At 60.4% G+C, this 22,746-nt stretch carries 19 protein-coding genes; 12 read left to right on the plus strand and 7 right to left on the minus strand.

The annotated features are described in order from the left end of the window. Positions 1–16: 16 nt before the first annotated feature. From hisS to ACLH0H_RS14320, 6 genes are all read left to right on the plus strand, one after another. Positions 17–1,306: a histidine--tRNA ligase gene (gene hisS, locus ACLH0H_RS14295; RefSeq protein ID WP_076949873.1), complete on the plus strand. Its 1,290-nt coding sequence runs from the start codon at positions 17–19 to the stop codon at positions 1,304–1,306. A gap of 41 nt (positions 1,307–1,347) precedes the next feature. After that, a complete protein-coding gene (locus ACLH0H_RS14300) occupies positions 1,348–1,989 on the plus strand; it encodes a YfgM family protein (protein ID WP_076949872.1) in 642 nt (213 codons plus the stop codon). Beyond that, on the plus strand, positions 1,982–3,133 hold the full coding sequence (bamB, locus tag ACLH0H_RS14305) for an outer membrane protein assembly factor BamB (RefSeq protein ID WP_076949871.1): 1,152 nt from the start codon (positions 1,982–1,984) through the stop codon (positions 3,131–3,133). The genes ACLH0H_RS14300 and bamB overlap by 8 nt, the downstream gene beginning before the upstream one ends. 205 nt (positions 3,134–3,338) lie before the next feature. Beyond that, positions 3,339–4,808, plus strand: coding sequence for a ribosome biogenesis GTPase Der (gene der / locus ACLH0H_RS14310; protein ID WP_122540547.1), 1,470 nt, complete (start codon positions 3,339–3,341; stop codon positions 4,806–4,808). A gap of 127 nt (positions 4,809–4,935) precedes the next feature. Next, positions 4,936–6,084 (plus strand): pyridoxal phosphate-dependent aminotransferase, encoded by a 1,149-nt coding sequence (locus tag ACLH0H_RS14315; RefSeq protein ID WP_411378531.1) that lies wholly within the window; start codon positions 4,936–4,938, stop codon positions 6,082–6,084. Then, positions 6,072–6,863 carry an amidohydrolase gene (locus ACLH0H_RS14320; RefSeq protein ID WP_411378532.1) on the plus strand — a complete coding sequence of 264 codons (792 nt, stop codon included), beginning with the start codon at positions 6,072–6,074 and terminating at the stop codon, positions 6,861–6,863. Before ACLH0H_RS14315 ends, ACLH0H_RS14320 begins: the two co-directional genes overlap by 13 nt. Before the next feature lie 144 nt (positions 6,864–7,007). On the opposite strand, the gene leuA is transcribed toward ACLH0H_RS14320, so the two are convergent. From leuA to ACLH0H_RS14340, 4 genes are all read right to left on the minus strand, one after another. Then, positions 7,008–8,687 carry a 2-isopropylmalate synthase gene (gene leuA / locus ACLH0H_RS14325; RefSeq protein ID WP_078734566.1) on the minus strand — a complete coding sequence of 560 codons (1,680 nt, stop codon included), beginning with the start codon at positions 8,685–8,687 and terminating at the stop codon, positions 7,008–7,010. A gap of 434 nt (positions 8,688–9,121) precedes the next feature. Continuing rightward, positions 9,122–9,943: a peptidoglycan DD-metalloendopeptidase family protein gene (locus tag ACLH0H_RS14330; RefSeq protein WP_411378533.1), complete on the minus strand. Its 822-nt coding sequence runs from the start codon at positions 9,941–9,943 to the stop codon at positions 9,122–9,124. A gap of 3 nt (positions 9,944–9,946) precedes the next feature. Further along, positions 9,947–11,326, minus strand: coding sequence for an exodeoxyribonuclease VII large subunit (gene xseA / locus ACLH0H_RS14335; RefSeq protein WP_411378534.1), 1,380 nt, complete (start codon positions 11,324–11,326; stop codon positions 9,947–9,949). A gap of 10 nt (positions 11,327–11,336) precedes the next feature. Next, complete coding sequence (locus ACLH0H_RS14340; protein ID WP_411378535.1) at positions 11,337–12,227, minus strand: LysR family transcriptional regulator; 891 nt, start codon at positions 12,225–12,227, stop codon at positions 11,337–11,339. A gap of 99 nt (positions 12,228–12,326) precedes the next feature. On the opposite strand from ACLH0H_RS14340, the gene ACLH0H_RS14345 reads away from it, so the two are divergent. The 4 genes from ACLH0H_RS14345 to guaA all read left to right on the plus strand — a co-directional run bounded on the left by ACLH0H_RS14345 (position 12,327) and on the right by guaA (position 17,179). Beyond that, entirely contained in the window at positions 12,327–13,094 is a 768-nt protein-coding gene (locus ACLH0H_RS14345; protein ID WP_411378536.1) for a sulfite exporter TauE/SafE family protein, read from the plus strand. A 159-nt stretch (positions 13,095–13,253) separates the two neighbouring features. Next, positions 13,254–13,802 carry a sugar ABC transporter ATPase gene (locus ACLH0H_RS14350; RefSeq protein ID WP_411378537.1) on the plus strand — a complete coding sequence of 183 codons (549 nt, stop codon included), beginning with the start codon at positions 13,254–13,256 and terminating at the stop codon, positions 13,800–13,802. A 248-nt stretch (positions 13,803–14,050) separates the two neighbouring features. After that, positions 14,051–15,520, plus strand: a complete 1,470-nt coding sequence (gene guaB / locus ACLH0H_RS14355; RefSeq protein ID WP_124424893.1) for an IMP dehydrogenase — start codon at positions 14,051–14,053, stop codon at positions 15,518–15,520. Positions 15,521–15,601: 81 nt separating this feature from the next. Then, on the plus strand, positions 15,602–17,179 hold the full coding sequence (guaA, locus tag ACLH0H_RS14360; RefSeq protein WP_076949860.1) for a glutamine-hydrolyzing GMP synthase: 1,578 nt from the start codon (positions 15,602–15,604) through the stop codon (positions 17,177–17,179). Positions 17,180–17,284: 105 nt separating this feature from the next. Here guaA and ACLH0H_RS14365 read toward each other — a convergent pair whose 3' ends face one another. After that, a complete protein-coding gene (locus ACLH0H_RS14365; protein WP_411378538.1) occupies positions 17,285–19,591 on the minus strand; it encodes an autotransporter domain-containing protein in 2,307 nt (768 codons plus the stop codon). A gap of 399 nt (positions 19,592–19,990) precedes the next feature. On the opposite strand from ACLH0H_RS14365, the gene ACLH0H_RS14370 reads away from it, so the two are divergent. Both ACLH0H_RS14370 and ACLH0H_RS14375 read left to right on the plus strand, forming a co-directional pair. Beyond that, positions 19,991–20,293: a transposase gene (locus tag ACLH0H_RS14370; RefSeq protein ID WP_014717988.1), complete on the plus strand. Its 303-nt coding sequence runs from the start codon at positions 19,991–19,993 to the stop codon at positions 20,291–20,293. After that, positions 20,290–21,126, plus strand: coding sequence for an IS3 family transposase (locus ACLH0H_RS14375; protein ID WP_411378539.1), 837 nt, complete (start codon positions 20,290–20,292; stop codon positions 21,124–21,126). Before ACLH0H_RS14370 ends, ACLH0H_RS14375 begins: the two co-directional genes overlap by 4 nt. Positions 21,127–21,300: 174 nt before the next feature. On the opposite strand, the gene ACLH0H_RS14380 is transcribed toward ACLH0H_RS14375, so the two are convergent. Together ACLH0H_RS14380 and ACLH0H_RS14385 are read right to left on the minus strand one after the other, a co-directional pair. Then, positions 21,301–22,200: an alpha/beta hydrolase gene (locus ACLH0H_RS14380; protein ID WP_411378540.1), complete on the minus strand. Its 900-nt coding sequence runs from the start codon at positions 22,198–22,200 to the stop codon at positions 21,301–21,303. A 58-nt stretch (positions 22,201–22,258) separates the two neighbouring features. Beyond that, complete coding sequence (locus tag ACLH0H_RS14385; protein WP_411378541.1) at positions 22,259–22,735, minus strand: hypothetical protein; 477 nt, start codon at positions 22,733–22,735, stop codon at positions 22,259–22,261. Between the last annotated feature and the right edge of the window lie 11 nt (positions 22,736–22,746).

Consider the following 22,746-nt stretch of genomic DNA (forward strand, 5'->3'; position numbering starts at 1 on the left):
AATTTAAGGATTTGATGTGAGCAAGTCTCTGCAAGCCATTCGCGGCATGAACGACATCCTGCCGGAGCAGACGCCACTGTGGCGCTACTTCGAGAGCACGGTCGCGCGCCTGCTGGATAACTACGGTTACAAGCAGATCCGCATGCCGATCGTCGAGTTCACCGAGCTGTTCAAGCGCTCCATCGGTGAAGTGACCGACATCGTCGAAAAAGAGATGTACACCTTTGAAGACCGCAACGGTGATTCCCTGACCCTGCGTCCGGAAGGTACCGCCGCATGCGTGCGCGCTGTACTGGAGCATGGCATCACGGGTGGCGGTCAAACCCAGAAACTGTGGTACATCGGCCCGATGTTCCGTCACGAGCGTCCGCAGAAAGGCCGTTACCGCCAATTCCACCAGATCGGATGCGAAGTCTTCAACCTGGACGGTCCGGACATCGACGCCGAGCTGATCGTGCTGACCTGGCGCCTGTGGGGCCAGTTGGGCATCCGCGACGCGGTCAAGCTCGAGCTCAACAGCCTGGGCACCAGTGAGTCCCGTGGTCGCTACCGGGTCGCGCTGGTCGAGTACCTGTCTGCCCACCTGGACAAGCTGGACGAAGACAGCCAGCGCCGCCTGAAGACCAACCCGTTGCGCGTGCTCGATACCAAGAACGCCGACACCCAGGCCGTACTGGTCGATGCGCCGAAAATGGCCGACTACCTGGACGATGAATCCCGCACGCACTTCGAGGGCCTCAAGGCTCGCCTGGATGCGGCCGGTATCCCTTACGTCATCAATCCAAAGCTGGTGCGCGGCCTCGACTATTACAGCAAGACCGTGTTCGAGTGGGTCACCGATAAACTCGGCGCCCAGGGCACCGTGTGTGCCGGTGGTCGCTACGACGGCCTGGTCGAGCAGATGGGCGGCAAGCCGACTACCGGCGTAGGTTTCGCCATGGGTATCGAGCGGTTAATCCTGCTGCTTGAGACCCTGGAGCAGGTCCCCGAAGAAATTTCCCGTCAGGTGGACGTGTACCTTTGCGCCTTTGGCGAGGCGGCCGAACTGGCAGCCCTGGCCCTGAGCGAAAAAGTGCGTGACCAACTGCCGAACCTGCGCCTGCAGGTGAACGCCGGCGCCGGCAGCTTCAAGAGCCAGTTCAAGAAGGCCGACAAGAGCGGCGCGCTGTATGCGCTGATCCTCGGCGATGACGAACTGGCCCAGCAAGTGATAGGTTTCAAACCCCTGCGTGGCCAGGGCGAGCAACAGAACATTGCCTTTGATGCGCTCGCTGCGCACTTGGCCACCTGCGTCGTGCAGGGTTGAAGCTGTCGAACAGCCGAATTTAGCGATTAAGGAGTACTGGGGTGTCGAGTTCTGATGATGATCAACTGGCCGAGTTCAAGGACTGGTGGCAGCGTAACGGCAAGCCCTTGGTCACGGGCGGCCTGCTGGCTTTAGTGGTGGTGTTCGGCTGGCAAGCCTGGACCAAGTATCAGGCCAACCAGTCCCAGGGCGCCTCGATCGTTTATCAGCAATTGCTGGAAACCACGCTGACGCCGGATGGCAAACCGGACCCCGCGCAGGTTGCGGACCTGGCCGGCAAGCTGAAGAACGAATTCGGCGGTAGCACCTACGCCCAATACGGTAGCCTGTTCGTCGCGAAAGTCGCGGTCGATACCGGCAAGCTGGACGACGCCGCCGCAGAGCTGAAGGCCATCGCCGACAAGCCGACCAACCCGACCCTGGGTGAAATCGCACGTCAGCGCCTGGCTCAGGTACTGGCGGCACAGAACAAGGCCGACGAAGCACTCAAACTGCTCGACGGCGATGCTGACAAGGCATTCGTAGCCACTCGCGAAGAGCTCAAGGGTGACCTGTTGGTCCAATTGGGTCGTACCGACGAAGCCAATGCTGCGTACCAAAAAGCCAAGGCGGCGCTGTCTGATGAAGCGGCGGTCGGTGGCTTACAAATCAAGCTGGACGACCTGGCCAAAGGGGATGCGTGACGTGATCCGGTGGAAACATGCAGCATTGCTGGCTCTGGCCGTTCTGGCCGCGGGTTGCAGCAGCAACAGTAAAAAAGAACTGCCGCCTGCGGAGCTGACCAGCTTCAAGGAAGAAGTGGTCCTGCAAAAGCAGTGGAGCCGCTCCATCGGTGACGGTCAGGGCGAGACGTACAACATGTTGGTGCCGGCAATTGACGGCGACAACATTGTGGCCGCTGATGTCACCGGCGTGGTGACCTCCATGGACCGCATGAACGGCGACGTGAAGTGGTCCAAGGATCTGGAATTGCCTGTGTCGGGTGCCGTAGGGGTGGGCTATGGCATGGTGATGCTCGGCACGCTCAAGGGCGAAGTCGTGGCCCTGGATTCCAGCACGGGTGAAGAGAAATGGCGCGCTCGCGTGACCAGTGAAGTGCTCGCACCGCCTGCGACCAACGGCGATATCGTCGTGGTACAAACCCAGGATGACCGCGTGATCGGCCTGGACGCCAGCACTGGCGAACAGCGCTGGTTGTACGACAGCACCCCGGCGGTGCTGACGTTGCGCGGTACCAGTGGTCCGATTGTGACCAACAATCTGGCTGTTGCAGGCCTGTCGACCGGTAAAGTGGTCGCCCTGGATACCCGCAACGGCGTGCCGGCGTGGGAAACCCGCGTGGCCATCCCGCAAGGTCGTTCCGAGCTGGATCGTGTTGTGGACATCGATGGCGGCTTGCTACTGTCCGGTGAAACCCTCTACGTCGCTACCTACCAGGGCCGTGTGGCGGCACTGGACCTGCAGAGCGGTCGCGTTAACTGGCAGCGTGATGCTTCCAGCTACGCCGGTGTCGCCCAAGGGTTTGGCAGCGTCTATGTGAGCCTGGCGTCCGGCACTGTTGAAAGTGTCGACGAGCGTTCCACCACTGCATTGTGGAGCAACGATTCCCTGGCTCGCCGTCAACTGTCGGCACCGGAGGTGTTCTCCAGCTACGTGGCCGTGGGTGACTTCGAAGGCTACCTGCACCTGCTGAGCCAGGTAGACGGTCGCTTTGTCGGTCGCGAGCGTATCGACAGCGACGGCCTGCGTGCGCGTCCGCTGGTGGTGGGTAACATGCTGTATGTGTATGGCAACAGCGGCAAGCTGGAAGCCCTGACCATCAAGTAAGAACTATGCTTGGGGGCTTAGCCCTCTGGCAGCTTCACCTGTAGGAGCGAGCTTGCTCGCGAAAATCGTTAACGATAACGCGTGCTGTCTGAATAAACGCGGAGCCTTTGCGTTCTTCGCGAGCAAGCTCGCTCCTACAGTCGAGCACCAGCCGCTGCCCTGCAGCGGCTTTTGTATTTTCTGAAATAACGAAGTGGAGAGCCGCATGGTTCCCGTAATCGCCCTGGTGGGCCGACCTAACGTCGGCAAGTCCACCTTGTTCAACCGCCTGACCAGGACTCGCGACGCCATCGTCGGCGACTTGTCCGGTCTGACCCGTGATCGCCAATACGGTGAGGCAAAGTGGCAGGGGCGCTCCTACATTATTGTCGACACCGGTGGTATTTCCGGTGACGAACATGGCATGGACGAAAAAATGGCCGAGCAGTCGCTGCTTGCCATTGAAGAAGCCGATGTCGTGTTGTTCCTGGTGGACGCCCGTGCGGGCTACACCGCCGCCGACCAGATGATTGGCGAGCATTTGCGCAAGCGCAACAAGCGTTCCTACCTGGTCGCGAACAAGATCGACAACATCGATCCCGAGGCGGCCCGTGCCGAATTCAGCCCGATGGGCCTGGGCGACGCGATCCCGGTTGCCGGTGCCCACGGTCGCGGCATCACGCAGATGCTGGAAATTGCCCTCAGCACCTTTCCCAAGGATGACGATGAGGAAGAAGAGGGTGAGGAAGAGATCGTCGCCGAAGGTGAGGAAGCCAAGCGCATTCCTGGCCCTAGTGAAAAAGACGGTATCAAGATCGCCATCATCGGCCGTCCTAACGTCGGCAAGTCGACCCTGGTCAACCGTATGCTCGGTGAAGACCGGGTAATCGTCTATGACGAACCCGGCACCACCCGTGACAGCATCTACATCCCGTTCGAGCGCAACGACGAGAAGTACACGCTGATCGACACCGCCGGTGTGCGCAAGCGCGGCAAGATCCACGAAGAAGTTGAAAAATTCTCCGTGGTCAAAACCCTGCAGGCGATCAAAGACGCCAACGTGGTGATCTTCGTGATGGACGCCCGCGAAGGCGTGGTGGACCACGACCTGAACCTGCTGGGCTTCGCCCTGGAAGCCGGTCGGGCCCTGGTAATCGCGATCAACAAGTGGGACGGCATGACGCCCAGCGAGCGCGATTTCGTCAAGATCGAGCTGCAGCGTCGCCTGTTCTTCGTCGAGTTCGCCGATATCCACTTCATCTCGGCGCTGCACGGCACCGGCGTGGGCAACCTCTACGCCTCCGTACAGAACTCGTTCAAGTCCGCGGTCACCCGCTGGCCGACCAACCGCCTCACCCAGATACTGGAAGACGCAGTGGGCGAGCACGCGCCGCCGATGGTAAACAACCGCCGGATCAAATTGCGTTACGCCCACCTGGGTGGTGCCAACCCGCCGATTATCGTGATCCACGGTAACCAGATCGAGAAGGTGCCCAAGTCCTATGTGCGCTACCTGGAAAACACCTACCGCCGTGTCTTGAAACTGGTCGGCACGCCGATCCGCATCGAGTTCAAGGGCGGCGAGAACCCGTACGAAGGTAACAAGAACACGCTGACCGACCGTCAGGTGAACAAGAAGCGTCGCTTGATGACTCACCACAAGAAGGCCGACAAGAAGCGCCGCGACAAGAAATAGCGGCAGCTTCACGTTGTAAGCTACACGCTGCAAGAAAGGGCTCTTTTTGAGCCCTTTTTTGTGCGCGACGGTTGACCCGCTTATAGCTAGCAGCTTAAAACTTGGGCCTCACCTGCAGGGGCCTTTCATGATCACCAGCAAGCTGCCGAATGTCGGCACGACAATTTTTACCCGCATGTCGCAGTTGGCGGCCGAAACCGGTGCAATCAACCTGTCCCAGGGTTTCCCCGACTTCAATGGCCCTCAAGACTTGCTCGACGCCGTGGGTCGACACGTTGCCAGCGGCCATAACCAATACGCACCGATGAGCGGTTTGCCCGCGCTGCGCCAGCAGGTGGCGGCGAAGATTGCCCGCAGCTACGGTGTCAGCGTCGATGCCGACCGTGAAGTTACCGTCACGCCCGGCGCTACCCAGGGCATTTTCTGCGCAATCCAGGCTGTGATCCGCAACGGTGACGAAGTGATCATCTTCGACCCTTGCTACGACAGCTACGCGCCCTCGGTAGAGCTGGCCGGGGGGCGCTGCGTGCATGTGCAGCTGGACTTGCAGGATTTCAGCCTGGATTTCGAGCGCATCAAGGCCGCGCTGTCGCCGCGCACGCGCATGATTGTGCTCAACAGCCCGCACAATCCCAGCGGCGCGCTGATCAGCCGTGAGGAGCTGGACCAACTGGCCGAGCTGATTCGCGGGCGCGATATTTATCTGCTCAGTGACGAGGTATATGAACACCTGGTATTCGATGGCGTGCCACACGTCAGCGTCCTAGCCCACGAGGAGCTGTACCCGCGTGCGTTCGTGGTCAGCTCGTTCGGCAAGACTTATCACGTGACCGGTTGGAAGACCGGCTATGTGGTTGCGCCGCCGGCCCTCACGGCCGAGCTGCGCAAAGTGCATCAATACGTCAGTTTCTGTGGCGTGACCCCGTTGCAGTACGCGCTGGCCGACTTCATGGCCGAGCACCCGCAGCATGTGGTTGCGCTGCCGGCGTTCTACCAGGCCAAGCGCGACCTGTTCTGCCAGTTGCTGGCGCCGTCGCGGTTCAGCTTCAGCCCATCGGTGGGGACTTACTTTCAACTGGTGGATTATTCCCGGATTCGTCCGGACCTGGATGATGTCGCCATGTCCGAATGGATGACGCGCGAACACGGCGTGGCGTCGATTCCCATCTCGGTGTTCTACCGCAACCCACCCCAAGGCCAGCGCCTGGTGCGCCTGTGCTTTGCCAAACGCGAGGACACGCTGCGACAGGCAGCCGAAAAACTATGCGTGATTTGACCGCTTTGCCCAACCTGAATATTGCCTTGGTTCAGACCACCCTGGCCTGGCACGATCGCCAGGCCAACCTCGAGCATTTCGAGCGACTGCTGGAGCAGGCCAGGGGCGCCGATCTGATCGTGCTGCCCGAGATGTTCACCACCGGCTTTTCCATGGAGTCGGCCAGCCTCGCCGAGCCAGAGAACGGTCCCACCCATCACTGGCTCCAGGCCCAGGCAGCGAAGTACAACGCGGTGATCACCGGCAGCGTGATCATCCAGGCCGCCGACGGCAGCCACCGCAATCGCTTGCTGTGGGCGCGTCCCGATGGGGAAGTGTTGCATTACGACAAGCGCCACCTGTTCCGCATGGCGGGTGAGCATGATCACTACACTCCCGGCGAGCGCCAGGTGCAGTTTGAATTGAAGGGCTGGCGCATCCGTCCGTTGATTTGCTACGACCTGCGCTTCCCGGTGTGGAGTCGCGATGCCCAGGACACCGACCTGTTGCTGTATACCGCCAACTGGCCGGGTGCGCGGCGGTTGCACTGGAACCGCTTATTGCCGGCGCGGGCCATCGAGAATTTGTGTTATGTGGCGGCGGTGAATCGGGTCGGCACGGATGGGAAGGGATTCGCGTATACCGGCGACAGTCAAGTGCTGGATTTCCAGGGTGAGACCTTGCTGAGCGCGGGGGAGGCGGATGGGGTGTTTCTGGTGAATCTGGATGCGCGCGAATTGGCGGCGTATCGCACCAAGTTCCCGGCTAATCTGGATGCCGATAGCTTTCAGTTTGTCTGACAGACCGCTATCGCGGGCAAACCCGCTCCCACATCGGAATGCGGTCACCTGTGGGAGCGGGCTTGCTCGCGAAGAGGCCAGCCCAGCCAACAAAAAAGGCCCCTGGGTTCTCACCCAGAGGCCTTTCCACATTTAAGCAGCCCGTTACGCCGCTTTCGCTTCCTGCTGGCTCAACGAGCGGTTCAGCGCACTGAACAGCGCCTTGAAGCTCGCGGTCGTGATGTTTTCATCAATTCCCACACCATGCACCGGACGCTCGCCATTCACGCGCAGCTCGATGTACGCCGCCGCTTTAGCGTTGGTGCCCGCCCCAATCGCATGTTCGTTGTAATCCATGATCTCCACACCAATTGGCAAGCCCGCCACCAGCGCTTCCAGCGCGCCGTTGCCTTTGCCTTTCCAGTGCAGGTTGGTTTCGCCCTGGCCCTTGCCCGAGACTTCCACCTCGACAAAGCTGTTGCCGTTTTCTTCCTGCAGGCGATGGCTGACCAGCGCGTACGGGGTGTTGGCTTGCAGGTATTCACGCTGCAGCAACGCGTAGATCTGCGGCGCGGTCATCTCAAGGCCGACGCGGTCGGTCTCGGCCTGTACCACCTGGCTGAACTCGATCTGCATGCGGCGCGGCAAGCTGATGTCGTATTCCTGCTCCAGCAGGTAAGCGATGCCGCCCTTGCCTGACTGGCTGTTCACGCGGATCACCGCTTCGTAGCTGCGGCCGATGTCGGCCGGGTCGATCGGCAGGTACGGCACTTCCCACAGTGCATCGTCTTTCTGCTGGGAGAAGCCTTTGCGGATCGCATCCTGGTGGGAGCCGGAGAACGCGGTGTGCACCAGGTCACCGACATACGGATGACGTGGGTGCACCTGGATCTGGTTGCACTCCTCGACGACCTTGCGCACGCCGTCGATGTCGGAGAAGTCCAGCTGTGGGTCGAGGCCCTGGGTGTACATGTTCAAGGCCACGGTGACCAGGTCGACGTTACCGGTGCGCTCGCCGTTGCCGAACAGGCAGCCTTCGACACGGTCGGCGCCGGCCATCAGGCCCAGCTCGGTGGCGGCCACGCCGGTGCCACGGTCGTTGTGAGTGTGCAGGCTGATGATCACGCTGTCACGGCGGTTGATATGGCGACCGAACCACTCGATCTGGTCGGCATAGATATTCGGTGTGGCGCACTCCACGGTGGCCGGCAGGTTGAGGATCATCTTGTGCTCGGGCGTCGGGTTCCACACCTCGATCACCGCATCACAGACTTCCTTGGCGAACTCCAGCTCCGTGGCGCTGAAGGTCTCCGGGGAATATTCGAAGGTCCACTGGGTTTGCGGCTGCTGCGCGGCATATTTGACGAACAGCTTGGCGGCGTTGACCGCGATGGCCTTGATGCCGTCCTTGTCCTGGTTGAACACAATGCGGCGGAACGACGGCGAAGTGGCGTTGTACAGATGCACGATGGCTTTCTTGGCGCCGCGCAGGGATTCGAAGGTGCGCGCGATCAAGTCTTCACGGCCCTGGGTCAGCACCTGGATGGTGGTGTCCTCGGGGATGTGGTTGTCTTCGATCAGGGTGCGCACGAAGTCGAAATCGGTTTGCGACGCGGCCGGGAACGAGGCTTCTATTTCCTTCACGCCCACAGCCACCAGCGTCTTCCAGAAACGCAGCTTTTTCGCCGCATCCATAGGCTCGATCAGCGACTGGTTACCATCACGCAGGTCGGAGCTGCACCAGATCGGCGCGGTGGTGATGGTTTTCGAAGGCCACGTGCGGTCCGGGATATCGATGGTCGGGAACGCGCGGTACTTCGAAGACGGGTCTTTGAGCATGCTCATCGGGAAATCCTTTGTTGTAGGGGCCGAGAAAAGGCGGCCTGCCGTAGAACTGTTTTTGGGATGTTTTCTAGAGACGAGGCAGATCGATTCAGCCTGGCAGTCGTGCGCTGACGAGGCACAGGCTGCGGTGCTGGCGGAGCTGAATGAGGGTGTGAGAGGTTTTCATAAGCTCAACCCTAACCGCCGGGGTGAAAGATGGCAAGCAGTCGGAAAAAATTGAGATAAGTTCTGCTATTTGCGTAATTTGCAAGATTTTATTGCTTTGACTTCGGCGAGTTCACGTTTTGTTTGCGTGACGTTTATCAGCCGCGCAATCGAGGCGACTGGCCTGGCGCCATCGCAGGCAAGCCCGCTCGCCACAGGGGAACTCGCCGGCCTTTGAAAGTTGTGTAGATACCTATGCCGCGATGAGGCCTGTCGTCTCGCCCTTTATATCAAGGCTGGAACGCTCCGATAAAGATCGCCGGGTCTACCCGCGCATCGTTCAGGCTGACATTCCAGTGCATATGCGGCCCGGTCGCGCGGCCCGTCGAGCCGACCTTGCCCACCACCGCGCCGCGCGCCAGTTGCTGGCCGACTTTCACGTCGATCGTCGACATATGGCAAAACATGCTGATAAAGCCCTGGCCGTGGTCGACAAACACTGTGTTGCCATTGAAGAAATAATTGCCCACCAGAATCACTTTACCGTTCGCCGGGGTCTTGATCGGCGTGCCGGCGGGCACGGCGAAATCCAGGCCCGAATGGGGATTACGCTCTTCACCGTTGAAGAACCGTCGTACGCCAAACTTGCTCGACAGCGGCCCGTTCACCGGTTTGTCGAGCACCAGGTTGCTTGGCAGGTTCGGGCTGAAACTGCGGTAGGCCTTGATCTGCACCGCCAGCTCCGACTCGATGCGCTTGAGCTGCGCCGGTTCAGGATTCACCTGGCTTTTGTTTTTCAGGGTGATGCGCTGTTCCGGGTACTTTTTGTAACCGACGATAAACGGCAAGCTGCGTCCGCCGCTGCTGATGCGCTCGTTGCCCGGCTTGGCCGTCAATGGGATGCCGACAATCGCCAGCCAGGTGTCCGCCTCCTTCACCACCAGCACTGGCTTGCCCTGATAGGTGGCTTTGGGCGCCGCTGCCGCGGGGCCCAGTTCAACCACGGCCACGCCACCCGGCACCGGTTTGTTCAAGGTGCGGGTGATGTAGCTGTCGGCGTGGGCGTTGAAGGCAAGGCAAAACAAGATCAGCAGGCTAAAGAAACGTGGCATCAATCAATCCAATAACGAAAGGGTGACAGGTGTCAGGTGGTTGTCTTCCACCCGCACTTGCAATTGGCCTTCACCGAGGCGCGCGGTCAGGCGCTGGCCGGTGCGGGTTTGCGCTGCATTGCGAATCGCCTGGCCGCGCTCGTCCAGCAAGATGCTGTACCCACGGCCCAGGGTTGCCAGTGGGCTGACCACGTGCAGCGTCTGCATCTGGCTTTGCAATTGCAGGCGCCGCGCCTTGAGGCCTTCGCGCATGGCACGGGGCAGGCGTTCGGCGAGGCTGTCCAGACGCTGGCGCAGCAGGGCCAGTTGACGGCCCGGATGTTGGCCGGCGAGGCGGGTTTCCAGGCGGATCAGGCGTTCACGACGGGTGTTGAGGCCACGCTCGAAAGCGCGGCGCAGGCGCATGTCCAGGTCGTCCAGGCGCTGGGCCTGCTGGCGCAGACGTTCGCCGGGGTGGCGCAGGCGCCGGGCCATGCCTTCCAGGCGCAGGCGGTCGTGACGCAGGCGGTTACGCATCAGCATCACCAGGCGGCGGTGCAGGTTCTCGACCTGGCGCACCAGGTGGCTGGCGTCCGGGGCCAGCAATTCAGCGGCGGCCGAGGGGGTAGGGGCGCGCACGTCCGCCACGAAGTCGCTGATGGACACATCGGTTTCATGCCCGACGGCGCTGATGATGGGCGTGACGCAGGCGTCCACCGCGCGCGCCACCGCCTCTTCGTTGAAGCACCAGAGGTCTTCCAGCGAACCGCCGCCACGCGCCAGGATCAGCGCGTCGAAGCCGCGGGTGTCGGCGAGTTTCAGCGCACGGACGATCTGCGTGATGGCTTCGCGGCCTTGCACGGCGGTGGGGATCAGCGTCAGTTCGATGTTGGGTGCGCGGCGGCGGAACACGCTGATGATGTCGCGGATCACCGCGCCGGTCGGCGAACTGATAATGCCAATGCGCCGAGGATGCGCCGGCAGCGGCACCTTGCGCTCGGCGCTGAACAGGCCTTCGGCGCTGAGCTTTTCCTTCAATGCATCGAAAGCCAGGCGCAACGCACCGTCACCGGCCGGCTCTACGGTGTCGAGGATCAGTTGGTAATCGCCACGGCCTTCGAACAGCGAGACCTTGCCGCGCACTTTTACCGCCAGGCCGTCCTTCAACGCCTGGCGCACGCGCGCCGCATTGTTTCGGAACAGTGCGCAACGTACCTGGGCGCCGCTGTCCTTGAGGGTGAAATACACGTGGCCGGAAGCCGGGCGGGCGAGGTTGGAGATCTCGCCTTCGACCCAGATATTGGTGAACACGTCTTCGAGCAACACCCGCGCGCGGCCGTTGAGCTGGCTGACAGTCAGGACTTCGCGGTCCAGGCCCAGTCGGGCAAAGGGATCTTTAATCATGGGCGGCAGTTTATAGGCATTCGTGCAAGGTTTGACAGAACTGCTCCACCAGCGCGCTCGGCGCCTGCGCGCAGGCCAGGGCCACCGTGCTGAGGCAGTCCGGGTCGGCCAGGGGCAAAAAGTGCAGGTTGATCGGGGCGATGTCCTGCATGGATTTTGGTAACAAGGCAATACCGAAGCCGGCCTGGATCAGCTGTAGCTGGGTGGTCTTGCGTGACATCACTCGCGCGGCCTTGGGAAAAAATCCCGCGCGCATGCACAACTCGGCTGACAGATAACTCAGGCCGCCGCGCTGAGGATGAGGAATAGAGATAAACGCCTCGTCCTTGAGTTGCGCCAACTCCACCGGCGTATGGCTGCCCACCAAGGGATGGTTGGGCGGCACCGCCAGCCATAACGGCTCGCTGTACAAAGGCACCACACGTACGCCGTCACGCTGGCGCAACACGGGCAGGCGCAGCAGCCCAACGTCCAGGCGGCCGTCGGCGATGTCTTCCAACTGCGCTTCGGAGGACAGCTTGGCGATATCCATCGACACCCCAGGGCTGCGCTCCAGCCAGGTACTGATGCCCTGCAGCAACGGGCCGCTCATCGGCACGGTGCCCGAATGGCTCAGGCGCAGCGTGCCCCGTTCGCCGTTGCCCACTTGGGTCGCCATGTCGCTGGCCTTGAGCAACTCACTCAGCAAGTTGCGTGCTCTCGGGTAGAACGCTTCACCCGCCGCCGTGAGTCGGGGTTGGCGCGCGGTGCGTTCGAACAGCGCGGTCTGCAGTTGGGTTTCCATGGCCTTGATCTGCCGGCTCAAGGCCGATTGCGCCACGAACAGACGCTCGGCGGCGGCACTGAAGCTGTCGCTGTCGACGATTTCAACGAAGTAACGCAGTTGGCGGGTGGAAATCACGCGTCATGCCTTTTCAAGATAGGTCGAGGGCTTTGAAGATATTAGTCGCATCCCTCGCCAATGGCTAAAGTGAAGCACTCTCGAATAAGGATTTGCCCAATGAGCCCGGTTGAGCTGATGAGTCAGTGGTCGTTTGGCGCTATGGATTGGCTGATTATCGCCCTGGGCATTGTCGTGGCGTACATCGTGTTTGGCATCGCCGGCTTCGGTACAGCCTTGGTGGCGGGGCCGCTGCTGATCCTGTTCATGCCACTGTCGAAAATCATCCCGCTGCTGGTGCTGCTGGATTTTGTGGCGGCGTTCGGCAACCTGCTGCAATCGCGGCGGGACGTGAACAAATCAGAACTGCTGCGATTGCTGCCGTGCATGGCGATAGGCTGCACATTGGGCGTGATGTTCCTGCTCAACCTGCATTCTGACCTGTTGCTGTTGCTGATGGGCCTGTTTATCAGCGCCTACGCGATCTACAGCCTGGCGGTAAAGGCGCGGCCCACGCAGTTGGCGGTGGGCTGGTCGATTCCCATGGGCACGGTCGGCGGCTTGTTTGGTGCGTTGTTCGGCAGCGGCGGGTTTTTATATGCGATCTACCTGAACAGCCGTCTGCCCAAGGACGCGGCGCGGGCCACGCAGAGTGCGCTGATCAGTTGCAGCACGGTGGTGCGCTTGAGCCTGTTCCTGATCGCCGGGGTGTATGCGGATCTGCCCTTGTTGATGCTGGCGGTTTGTCTGTTGCCGGCGATGGCGCTGGGGTTGTGGTGCGGGCGCAGGCTGACGATGCGGATGTCCCGTGAGGCGTTTGTAAGGCTGGTGACCTGGTTGGTGCTGGCGAGCGGGATTGCGCTGATTGGACGGTATTTGAGTGCTTGACCTGATTTTTTCAGGGATTAAGCTGCCAGCCTTCAGGGCCTCTTCGCGAGCAAGCCCGCTCCCACATTGATCGCGTTTCTCCTGTAGGAATGCAGTCCAATGTGGGAGCGGGCTTGCTCGCGAAGGCGTCAGACGCCACACCGCAGGGCTCCAGGTACCATGAACTCCCAAAGCATCCTTGTCCCGAAAATCTCCACCTTGCCCGTCCACGAGCCCCGCGCCCGGGCGATCGTGCGCTGGTTGGTGCGCAAGAACATCGTCAAGGAAGAGCTGACCACCTGCGGGCGCACCGGCAACCGCATGGGTTATGCCCTGGCCGACGGTGCCCGCGCGGTGGTGCTGCATCCCGAAGCGTTGCCGTTCAACGAGCCGATCAATGGCCTGGAAATCATCTACAAGCGCTGCATCTACACGCCGGCCAAGGGCTTTCTCGAAGAAGCCGGCTGCCCCGAATGCCTGAAAGAAGTCGGCGAAGCGCTGTTCGACAGCCTGGAAGACTGGATGCCCGGCCACACCGACAACTTCACCTGCCCGTTGTGCGGGCATGAAGATGACATCAACGGGTTCCTGTTCCTGCAGGCATGCGGGTTTTCCAACCTGGGATTTATCTTCAACAACTGGGCGGAGGCGGGGTTCAAGCAGAGCTTTATCGACGAATTTGCCGACTGGCTGGACCAGAAGATCGCTTGGGTCAGAGTCGAGCTTTAACCCCTCCTATCCGTGACCGTTCCCACGCTCCGCGTGGGAATGCCGCCTTGGACGCTCTGCGTCCCGCCTTAAAGTCCTGACGCGGAGCGTCACAGGATGCATTCCCACGCAGAGCGCGGGAACGATCAGGTGGAGCCAGATTTCTCCATCTATCACTATTCCCAAATATGTCAGAGTTTTACATTGAGACCTGAGGGGTGTCTGAGTATAATGGCGCGCTTCCATTTTCCCGCTCGGGAGCCCCCGCGATGCTGCGTATCAGCCAAGAAGCTCTGACATTCGACGACATTCTCCTAGTGCCCGGTTATTCCGAGGTGCTTCCTAACGAAGTCAGTCTCAAGACCCGCCTAACCCGTGGCATCGAGCTGAATATTCCCCTGGTTTCCGCTGCCATGGACACCGTCACCGAAGCCCGTCTGGCCATCGCCATGGCTCAGGAAGGCGGCATCGGCATCATCCACAAGAACATGACCATCGAGCAGCAAGCTGCCGAAGTGCGCAAGGTCAAGCGTTACGAAGCCGGTGTGGTGAAAGACCCCATCACCATCGAAGCCGACGCCACCGTGCGTGACCTGTTCGAACTGACCCGCCTGCACAATATCTCCGGCGTTCCGGTGCTGCACGATGGCGACCTGGTCGGCATCGTCACCTCCCGTGACGTGCGTTTTGAGAACCGTCTTGAAGTCACCGTCCGCGAAGTGATGACGCCTAAAGAGCGCCTGGTCACGGTCAAGGAAGGCGCGGACAAGAACGATGTGCGCGAACTGCTGCACAAGCACCGCATCGAGCGCGTGCTGATCGTCGACGACAACTTCGCCCTCAAGGGCATGATGACCGTCAACGACATCGAAAAAGCCAAGGCTTACCCGCTGGCCAGCAAGGATGACCAAGGTCGTCTGCGCGTCGGCGCCGCCGTCGGTACCGGCAAAGACACCGGCGACCGCGTTTCGGCCCTGGTCGCTGCCGGTGTTGATGTGGTGGTGGTCGACACCGCCCACGGTCATTCCAAAGGCGTGATCGACCGCGTGCGCTGGGTCAAGCAGAACTTCCCTGACGTACAAGTGATCGGCGGCAACATCGCCACCGGCGCCGCCGCCAAGGCCCTGGCCGAAGCTGGCGCGGATGCGGTCAAGGTCGGTATCGGCCCTGGCTCGATCTGCACCACGCGGATCGTCGCCGGTGTGGGCGTGCCACAGATCAGCGCCATCGCCAACGTCGCCGCGGCCCTTGAAGGCACCGGCGTGCCGTTGATCGCCGACGGCGGCATCCGTTTCTCCGGTGACCTGTCCAAGGCCATCGTGGCCGGTGCTTCCTGCGTGATGATGGGCTCGATGTTCGCCGGTACCGAAGAAGCGCCGGGCGAAATCGAACTGTTCCAGGGCCGTTCCTACAAGGCTTACCGCGGCATGGGTTCGCTGGGCGCGATGTCCCAGGCGCAAGGTTCTTCGGACCGTTACTTCCAGGACTCCTCGGCAGGTGCCGAGAAGCTCGTCCCGGAAGGCATCGAAGGCCGTGTGCCGTACAAAGGCACCCTGAGCGCGATCATCCACCAACTGATGGGCGGCCTGCGTTCCTCGATGGGCTACACCGGCAGTGCCGACATCGAAGAAATGCGCACCAAGCCAGAGTTCGTACGGATCACCGGCGCCGGCATGGCTGAATCCCATGTCCACGACGTGCAGATCACCAAGGAAGCGCCAAACTACCGCGTAGGTTGAGGCTTCCAGCAAAACGTTAAGTAACCGGGGCTGTTCTTTCAGCCCCGAGTTGTTTCTGATTCATTAGACGAGACTGACTTCATGGCCCTCGACATTCACGCCCACCGCATCCTGATCCTCGACTTCGGTTCCCAGTACACCCAACTGATCGCCCGCCGCGTGCGTGAAATCGGCGTGTACTGCGAACTGCACCCGTTCGACATGGATGACGAAGCGATTCGCGAATTCGCGCCCAAGGGCGTCATCCTCGCCGGTGGCCCCGAGTCCGTGCACGAAGCCGACAGCCCGCGCTGCCCGCAGGCGGTATTTGACCTGGGCGTGCCGGTCTTCGGTATCTGCTACGGCATGCAGACCATGGCCGAGCAACTGGGCGGCAAGGTTGAAGGTTCCGAACTGCGTGAATTCGGTTACGCCCGTGTCGACGTGGTCGGCAAGAGCCGCCTGCTGGACGGCATCGAAGACCACATTGACGCCGACGGCCTGTTCGGCCTCGACGTGTGGATGAGCCACGGTGACAAAGTCACCAAAATGCCGCAGGACTTCCACATCCTGGCCAGCACCCCAAGCTGCCCGATCGCCGGCATGTTCAGCGACGAGCGCCGTTACTACGGCGTGCAGTTCCACCCGGAAGTGACCCACACCAAGCAAGGCGGGCGCATCCTGTCGCGCTTCATCCTCGACATCTGCGAATGTGAAGCGCTGTGGACCCCGTCGAAAATCGCTGAAGACGCCATCGCCAACGTCCGCGCCCAGGTCGGTACCGACAACGTGCTGCTCGGCCTGTCCGGCGGCGTCGACTCCTCCGTGGTCGCCGCGCTGCTGCACAAAGCCATCGGCGACCAGCTGACCTGCGTCTTCGTCGACAACGGCCTGCTGCGCCTGCACGAAGGCGAACAAGTGATGGCCATGTTCGCCGAGAACATGGGCGTCAAGGTGATCCGCGCCAACGCCGAGGAGCAGTTCCTCGACAACCTGGCCGGCGAGTCCGACCCGGAGAAGAAGCGCAAGATCATCGGCCGTACCTTCATCGACGTATTCGATGCCCAGGCCAAACACCTGGACAACATCAAGTACCTCGCCCAGGGCACCATCTACCCCGACGTGATCGAATCGGCCGGCGCCAAGAGCGGCAAGGCCCACGTGATCAAGTCCCACCACAACGTGGGCGGCCTGCCCGAGGAAATGAACCTCAAGCTGGTCGAACCGCTGCGCGAACTGTTCAAGGACGAAGTCCGCCGCCTGGGCCTGGAACTGGGCCTGCCGTACGACATGGTCTACCGCCACCCCTTCCCGGGCCCGGGCCTGGGCGTGCGCATCCTCGGTGAAGTGAAAAAGGAATACGCCGACCTGTTGCGTCGCGCCGACCACATCTTCATCGAAGAACTGCGCAAGGCCGATTGGTACCACAAAGTCAGCCAGGCATTCGTGGTGTTCCAGCCGGTGAAATCGGTGGGCGTTGTGGGTGATGGCCGTCGTTACGCGTGGGTTGTGGCGTTGCGTGCGGTGGAGACCATCGACTTCATGACCGCGCGCTGGGCGCATCTGCCGTATGAGCTGCTGGAGACGGTCAGCGGGCGGATCATCAATGAGATCGAAGGTATCTCGCGCGTGACGTATGACGTGTCGAGCAAGCCGCCAGCGACGATTGAGTGGGAGTAAGGTCGATCTTCAACAACCTGTTTTATAGGTAAGAGATCGCTTTACCATCCGCCTAAAACAACAAAACCCGCCTTGGCGGGTTTTGTTGTTTTTGGCGAAGACGTATCAGAAGTCGTAACGCACGTTTGCACTGAAGGTGTCGGCGTCGAAACCACTGCTGGTCAGGTAGTTGTACGTGCCTCCCACGGTCCACGCGCCCACACGGTAGTTCGCGCCCAGGCCCAGCTCGTAGCTGTCGCGCGCGGGTGTCGCGCCGGTGGTGGTGAACGGGGTGCCGCCGAGCACGAAGGTGGAGGTGGTGCCGGCCTTGTCGCCGATGAAGTCGTGCCAGGCCATCAGCTTGGCTTCCGGTTCCAGACTGCCCACACCTACGTCAAAAGCCGCCGCCAGACGCGCGCCCAGGCCCATTTCGCCGATTTCATAGCGCTGGCTGCCGACATTGAGGGCGGCTGAGCTGCCTTTTTCACGGTACGAATCCATCGAGACGTTTGCATAGCGCGCACCGACCTGTGGTTCCAGCAGCCACTGCTTGTCGAGCTGGAAGGTGTAGCCTGCCAGTGCGTTGACGCCGAAGATCTCACTGTCGTAGTCGCCCTTGGCACGGGTGCCGGCGATGTAGCGTTTGGACTCGTTGTCGTTCCAGCCATACATCAGCGAAGTGTCGACGAAGAAGTTGTCGCGGGCCCAGTTGCCGTACAGGGTCAGTGCATGGCCGCTGACGTCGGTTTTGCTGCCCAGGTCGGATTTGACGTCGCTGGTCAGGTAGCTGTAAGCCAGGCCCACGGTGGTATCGGTGTTGAGCTTGCCGTCGGCACCCACTGCGATGCCATTGGTGTTGGCGTCGTAGCCGTCGATACCGTGGCGGCCGTCCTGGTTGGCATCGCTGGACAGCGCTTGCAGCCATACGCCTTGTTCTGCCAGGACGTCACCGGAGGACAGACCGCTACGCGCTTTGCTGGCGCGGCGGTTGATGGCGCTTGCGACCAGGTTCTGGCTGTTGATGGCGGCGTGGATCGCCCCACGGCTGACATCCGGGGTCAGGGTTTCGGCAAGTTTGGCCAGCTCTTCGCGGGTGGCGGCGTTGGCGAAACGCTGGAATACCGGGTCGCTTTCGTCCATCTGGCCCAGGACCGTGTTTTTGAACGGCTTGATGGCGTTTACCGCGTTGCGTGAACCACGTGCGCCCAGCAGGTCTTGCGTGATCACCTCATCACTGCGGGTGGCAACCAGTGCTTTCACGTCCTGGCCTTCAATGCCGAAGTTCTTCACCTCAAGCAGCGCCGAGGAAGAAACCACGGACAGGTTCTGCGGGTCTTCCCACGTGCCGGAGTTGATGAGGGTGTAACGAGTGCCCTGGGCCGACGTGCGGAAGTCGTCGGAGCGAGCCTGCAGTTCGATTTGGCTGCCTGCAGAGAAGTAGGTATTGCCGGTGACTTTCAGGATCGGCGCGTTGGGCAGTGTGTTGTTGTCCAGCAGCAGGCGCAGGCGCGCCGTGTCGCTGTCCAGGTCGAGGTCGCCCACAATCGTCGTCTGCGGGTGAAGCAGCGTCAGGCGGCCGCCGTCGATATCGACGAAACCGGCGCGGATGGTCGAACCATCGAACATCGTGTCCCCTCGCACCAGCACGCCACTCAGGCCCAGCAGGTCACCCTTGACCTGACCACCTTCCCAGTAGAAATACGAAGAGGAGGTATTGTCGTCGTCCACCGAAATGGCTGCCGTGCCGCCTTCGATCAGGCCGCCTGTCTGCGTGATGGAGAGGCTGTTGGAACCGCCGGCGGTGTCGAGACTGCGAAAGCGGATACCGATGCCTTCGGCGGAGATAGTCCCGCTGTTGTTGATATCGCTCTTGGCGGGAGCGCCTGTGATTTGACCGGTAAAGCGGGCTTTCTCGATATCGATACCCATAGAGTCGATGCCACGCGCGGTGATAGTGCCCGAGTTATTGACGCGCGCCTGGGTTGAGGTGAACAGCATGCCTTCGGCTTTTTCGCCAGTCACAGTGATGTTGCCGTTGTTGTTCACTTCACCCGCGATGGTCGCCAGATACACGTCCAGCCCGACGACGGCGTTGCCGCTAACCGTAATGTCCCCATTATTTACCAAGTCGCCAGCGATGTTGGAATTGAGGACCAAGGAGATACCGCTCGGGAAGGCGGTGGGATGCGCAGCCGTCACGTTGATTTTGCCCTGGTTGACCAGGTTGCCTGCCAGGGTCACGTTCATCAGCCTTACATCTGCGTTTTGCGACGTCCCGGTGAAGGTGGCGTTATTGAAAACATCACCGGAGCTGCTGTATGCCCCGGTGCTCAGGTCGTAGTTGAGGTCAGGTGCGGGTGCGGCATGGACTGCGGCACTGGCAGTCGCGACGGACAGGGCCAACAACGAGCGACGCAGGTGGGAAATGTTCAAGGCAGTATCCTTACAGGGCAAAAAACTGACAGGGAACTACCTACGCGTCAGCGTCTTTTTTGGCTTCCCTGCCAGCTTGTCAGTGAATGCTGATTCAAGCGCGTGCAAATTTACACGATGCGTGTAGGGCAATTCATCCTAAAAATGACCAGTGATGGAAAATTAGCCAAAAAATGCGACGCTCCAGCTATTTTTTGTCCTTATTGGTTTACCCAGCAATAATCGGAACTTAGGGGTGGCGCTGCGGTCTCGCTTGGTGAAGCACTAAGGGGATAGGTTTCTACACAACTTTGTAGTGAGCGGGCTTGTCCCGCGCTGGGTGGCGAAGTGAACTGGCCTAATGATTTTGGACACTTCATTCGGGCGCTATGATAGCGCCCAAATTTGAGGTGTTTGGATATGCGTAAATCTTATTCGAGTGAGTTCAAGCTCAAGGCCGCCAGCATGGTGTTGGATGAAGGTCAGCCAGTTACCGAAGTCTGTGCCAGCCTGGATATCGGCCCCACAGCGCTGCGTCGCTGGGTCGATCAAGTGCAAAAAGAACGCTTGGGCTCGACTCCCGTAGGGGCCAAGGCGATTACCGCTGATCAACGAGAAATCCAGAGGCTCAAAGCTCTGCTCAGAGAGAAAGACCTGGATATCGAAATCCTAAAAAAGGCCAGTGCTCTCCTGCTTTTGGACGCCAAAGATCATTCACGTTGATCGATGAGCTGGACGAGCAGTACGGCGTTAAAAGGTGTTGCCGGGCGTTCGGGGTCAACCGCAGTAGTTTCTACGCTTGGCGCCAGCGCCAGGGCAGAGCAAATCCTGAACGGGACAAGCTCAAGGCCGCGCTGGTCAGGCACCACAAGGCGTCCAGAGAGTCGGCCGGCGCACGTACATTGTCCAAGGAGCTACAAGCCAAAGGGCATCGTATCGGACGTTATATGGCTCGCAGTTTGATGCGCGAAGCTGGCATCGCTAGTCGTCAGCGCAGGCGCCATAAGTACAAGTCGCCGGGCGCGGAGGCCTTGGTGGCGCCACACGTGCTCAAGCGGAAATTTGATGTGACGGCGGTTAATCAGGTGTGGTGTGGCGACGTGACTTACATCAAGGTCGGCAAGCGGTGGATGTACTTCGCCGCCGTTCTGGATTTGTACGCTCGCAGGATCGTAGGCTGGTCGTTCTCGATGATTTCTGATGCCAACCTGACCTGCGAAGCGCTACGCATGGCGGTTGAGCTACGCGGCCATCCCCAGAATGTGTTGTTTCATTCTGACCAAGGTTGTCAGTACACCAGTCATAAGTTTCGAAACGAGCTGCTCAAACAGGGTTTTAGGCAAAGCATGAGCCGTAAAGGCGAGTGCTGGGATAACGCCCCGATGGAGCGTTTCTTTGGCAGTTTGAAATCAGAGTGGGTGCCTGAAACGGGCTACAAACTGGAACATGAGGCCCGAGCAGACGTGCAGCGCTATGTCTCTCGCTACAACATCAGCAGGCCTCACAGCTACAACGACTACCGGTCGCCGGTCATGAAGGAAAGGTTGGCGGCGTGAACCGTAATCAGTGTCCAAGATTACTTGACCAGTTCAAAGCCGCCCCCATTAGAGACTCCGCCGAGTATCAGATAAATCCAGGTCGCTTGGTTTGGGGCCGCTTCGCCGCCCAGCGCGGGACAAGCCCGCTCACTACAGATGTTCGCAAGCCCTCAAAGTGGATACCTATTTTTTCTAGGGGGGAGGCCATCCGGGTGTTTTTGAACGGACCGGCGCGCCGTTGATTTCAGATCGCTCATGCGTCAGCGGCGTTTTAACCCATCTGCTCCACGCCGCTTCCCACCCAATGTCATGGCCTGCTCCGGGTACATGGACGCTTTGGGAGAGGGGCGAGCCCAGCGCCTGTTGGTAGCTGGCAGCTAAACCAGCTGGAATAATCAGGTCCTCTTCCCCGATCAGATGACGCTGGGGTATCAAGATGAGTCGGTCACGATAGTCCAGCGGATCCAGTGAACCGTCGAGGGGTGACAGTCTTTTCATCGTCGCCCACAAACCTGGGCTGAGATTGCCAGCAAGGGTTTGCACCTGGGTAACATCATTGCGCTGCGCCGCTAACAATAAGGCGAGAGCGGCGCCACCTGAATACCCCACCAGTTCGAACTCTTTATTGCCATATCGCTGTTTCAATTGGTCCAGCGCCTGGCTGAGGCGGGTGACCACTTCCTGGGAAAATCGTCGATGGGTCCAGAGGGAGGGTTGACAGGCTGCGGTCATGACGAACTGGCAGGGGCGCGCCAGGTAGGCATTCGGCGTCGGATCATCGACCGCCAGCCGTGGCACCAACAGATTGTGCGGGCTCGGATCCAGGCTGGGTTGAGTGGCCGTCGCCCAGGCATGACCATCGCCTTCCAGATAGACACGCAGGCGCGTCATTTTTTCTGCCGTGCGCGGCGCAAGGATCAAGAGGGGGAAGGCATGCCCCGGCAGGACCTCCAATTGTCGGCCGTGTTCGTCAGCCAGTTGTTGCAGCGCCTCGCGCGGCGATTGGCAGGCGATGAGAAGCGCGCTGACCATCACCATCCAGGTTTTATGGAAGCCGGCCAAGGACCTACGGCAGCGAAGGTATCTATTCATGATTTGGAAATCCCCCGAAGCAAGAGCTGCCATTTTCAATGAACAGCAAGAGTTGGCATCAGAGAAACTGTGATCGAATCAAATCCGTATCGAACGGTGTCATCCCTTGATCAGGCGCAAACACCGCCTGTGCCTGCTGCGGTGAAGTCGCGCGTTCTCCCCGTGCGCGAGCATGTAAATCGAACAGGGTCTCCAGATCAGCCCTGGGTGTGTGTACCAAGGCTTGCAGCATCAAGGATACCCCACTCAGGTTGTTCTGGACGTTGTTCCACCGCGCCGATGAAGTGAGCCCCAGGTCGGCCCAAATCATGCGTCGTTCCTGCAAGTCCATCACGAATGGCAGGCAGATCGCTGTGTCGGATGCGATATCAATACGGTCGAATACGGAGCGCGGCTCGAATACTTCACCCGACGCCACATCGGCGCGGGCCATCCAGCCCGCGAAGCATTCTGGTAGATCGCAGTACGGTTGCTCGGTGTATGAGTTGATAGACGTGACGACATAGCGAATACCCTTCTTGACGAGGACATACAATCTGCTTCGCC

This window comes from Pseudomonas sp. MPB26 (genome assembly GCF_046605355.1).
GTDB classification, from domain to species: Bacteria; Pseudomonadota; Gammaproteobacteria; order Pseudomonadales; family Pseudomonadaceae; genus Aquipseudomonas; species Aquipseudomonas cedrina.

Bases quoted from the DNA above. Each gene is read 5' to 3' on its own strand.
- der (WP_122540547.1), top strand. From the start codon at position 3,339: ATGGTTCCCGTAATCGCCCTGGTGGGCCGACCTAACGTCGGCAAGTCC.
- leuA (WP_078734566.1), bottom strand. From the start codon at position 8,687: ATGAGCATGCTCAAAGACCCGTCTTCGAAGTACCGCGCGTTCCCGACC.
- bamB (WP_076949871.1), top strand. From the start codon at position 1,982: ATGCGTGACGTGATCCGGTGGAAACATGCAGCATTGCTGGCTCTGGCC.
- guaA (WP_076949860.1), top strand. From the start codon at position 15,602: ATGGCCCTCGACATTCACGCCCACCGCATCCTGATCCTCGACTTCGGT.
- guaB (WP_124424893.1), top strand. From the start codon at position 14,051: ATGCTGCGTATCAGCCAAGAAGCTCTGACATTCGACGACATTCTCCTA.
- ACLH0H_RS14370 (WP_014717988.1), top strand. From the start codon at position 19,991: ATGCGTAAATCTTATTCGAGTGAGTTCAAGCTCAAGGCCGCCAGCATG.
- ACLH0H_RS14315 (WP_411378531.1), top strand. From the start codon at position 4,936: ATGATCACCAGCAAGCTGCCGAATGTCGGCACGACAATTTTTACCCGC.
- xseA (WP_411378534.1), bottom strand. From the start codon at position 11,326: ATGATTAAAGATCCCTTTGCCCGACTGGGCCTGGACCGCGAAGTCCTG.
- ACLH0H_RS14345 (WP_411378536.1), top strand. From the start codon at position 12,327: ATGAGCCCGGTTGAGCTGATGAGTCAGTGGTCGTTTGGCGCTATGGAT.
- ACLH0H_RS14350 (WP_411378537.1), top strand. From the start codon at position 13,254: ATGAACTCCCAAAGCATCCTTGTCCCGAAAATCTCCACCTTGCCCGTC.
- ACLH0H_RS14380 (WP_411378540.1), bottom strand. From the start codon at position 22,200: ATGAATAGATACCTTCGCTGCCGTAGGTCCTTGGCCGGCTTCCATAAA.
- ACLH0H_RS14330 (WP_411378533.1), bottom strand. From the start codon at position 9,943: ATGCCACGTTTCTTTAGCCTGCTGATCTTGTTTTGCCTTGCCTTCAAC.
- ACLH0H_RS14320 (WP_411378532.1), top strand. From the start codon at position 6,072: ATGCGTGATTTGACCGCTTTGCCCAACCTGAATATTGCCTTGGTTCAG.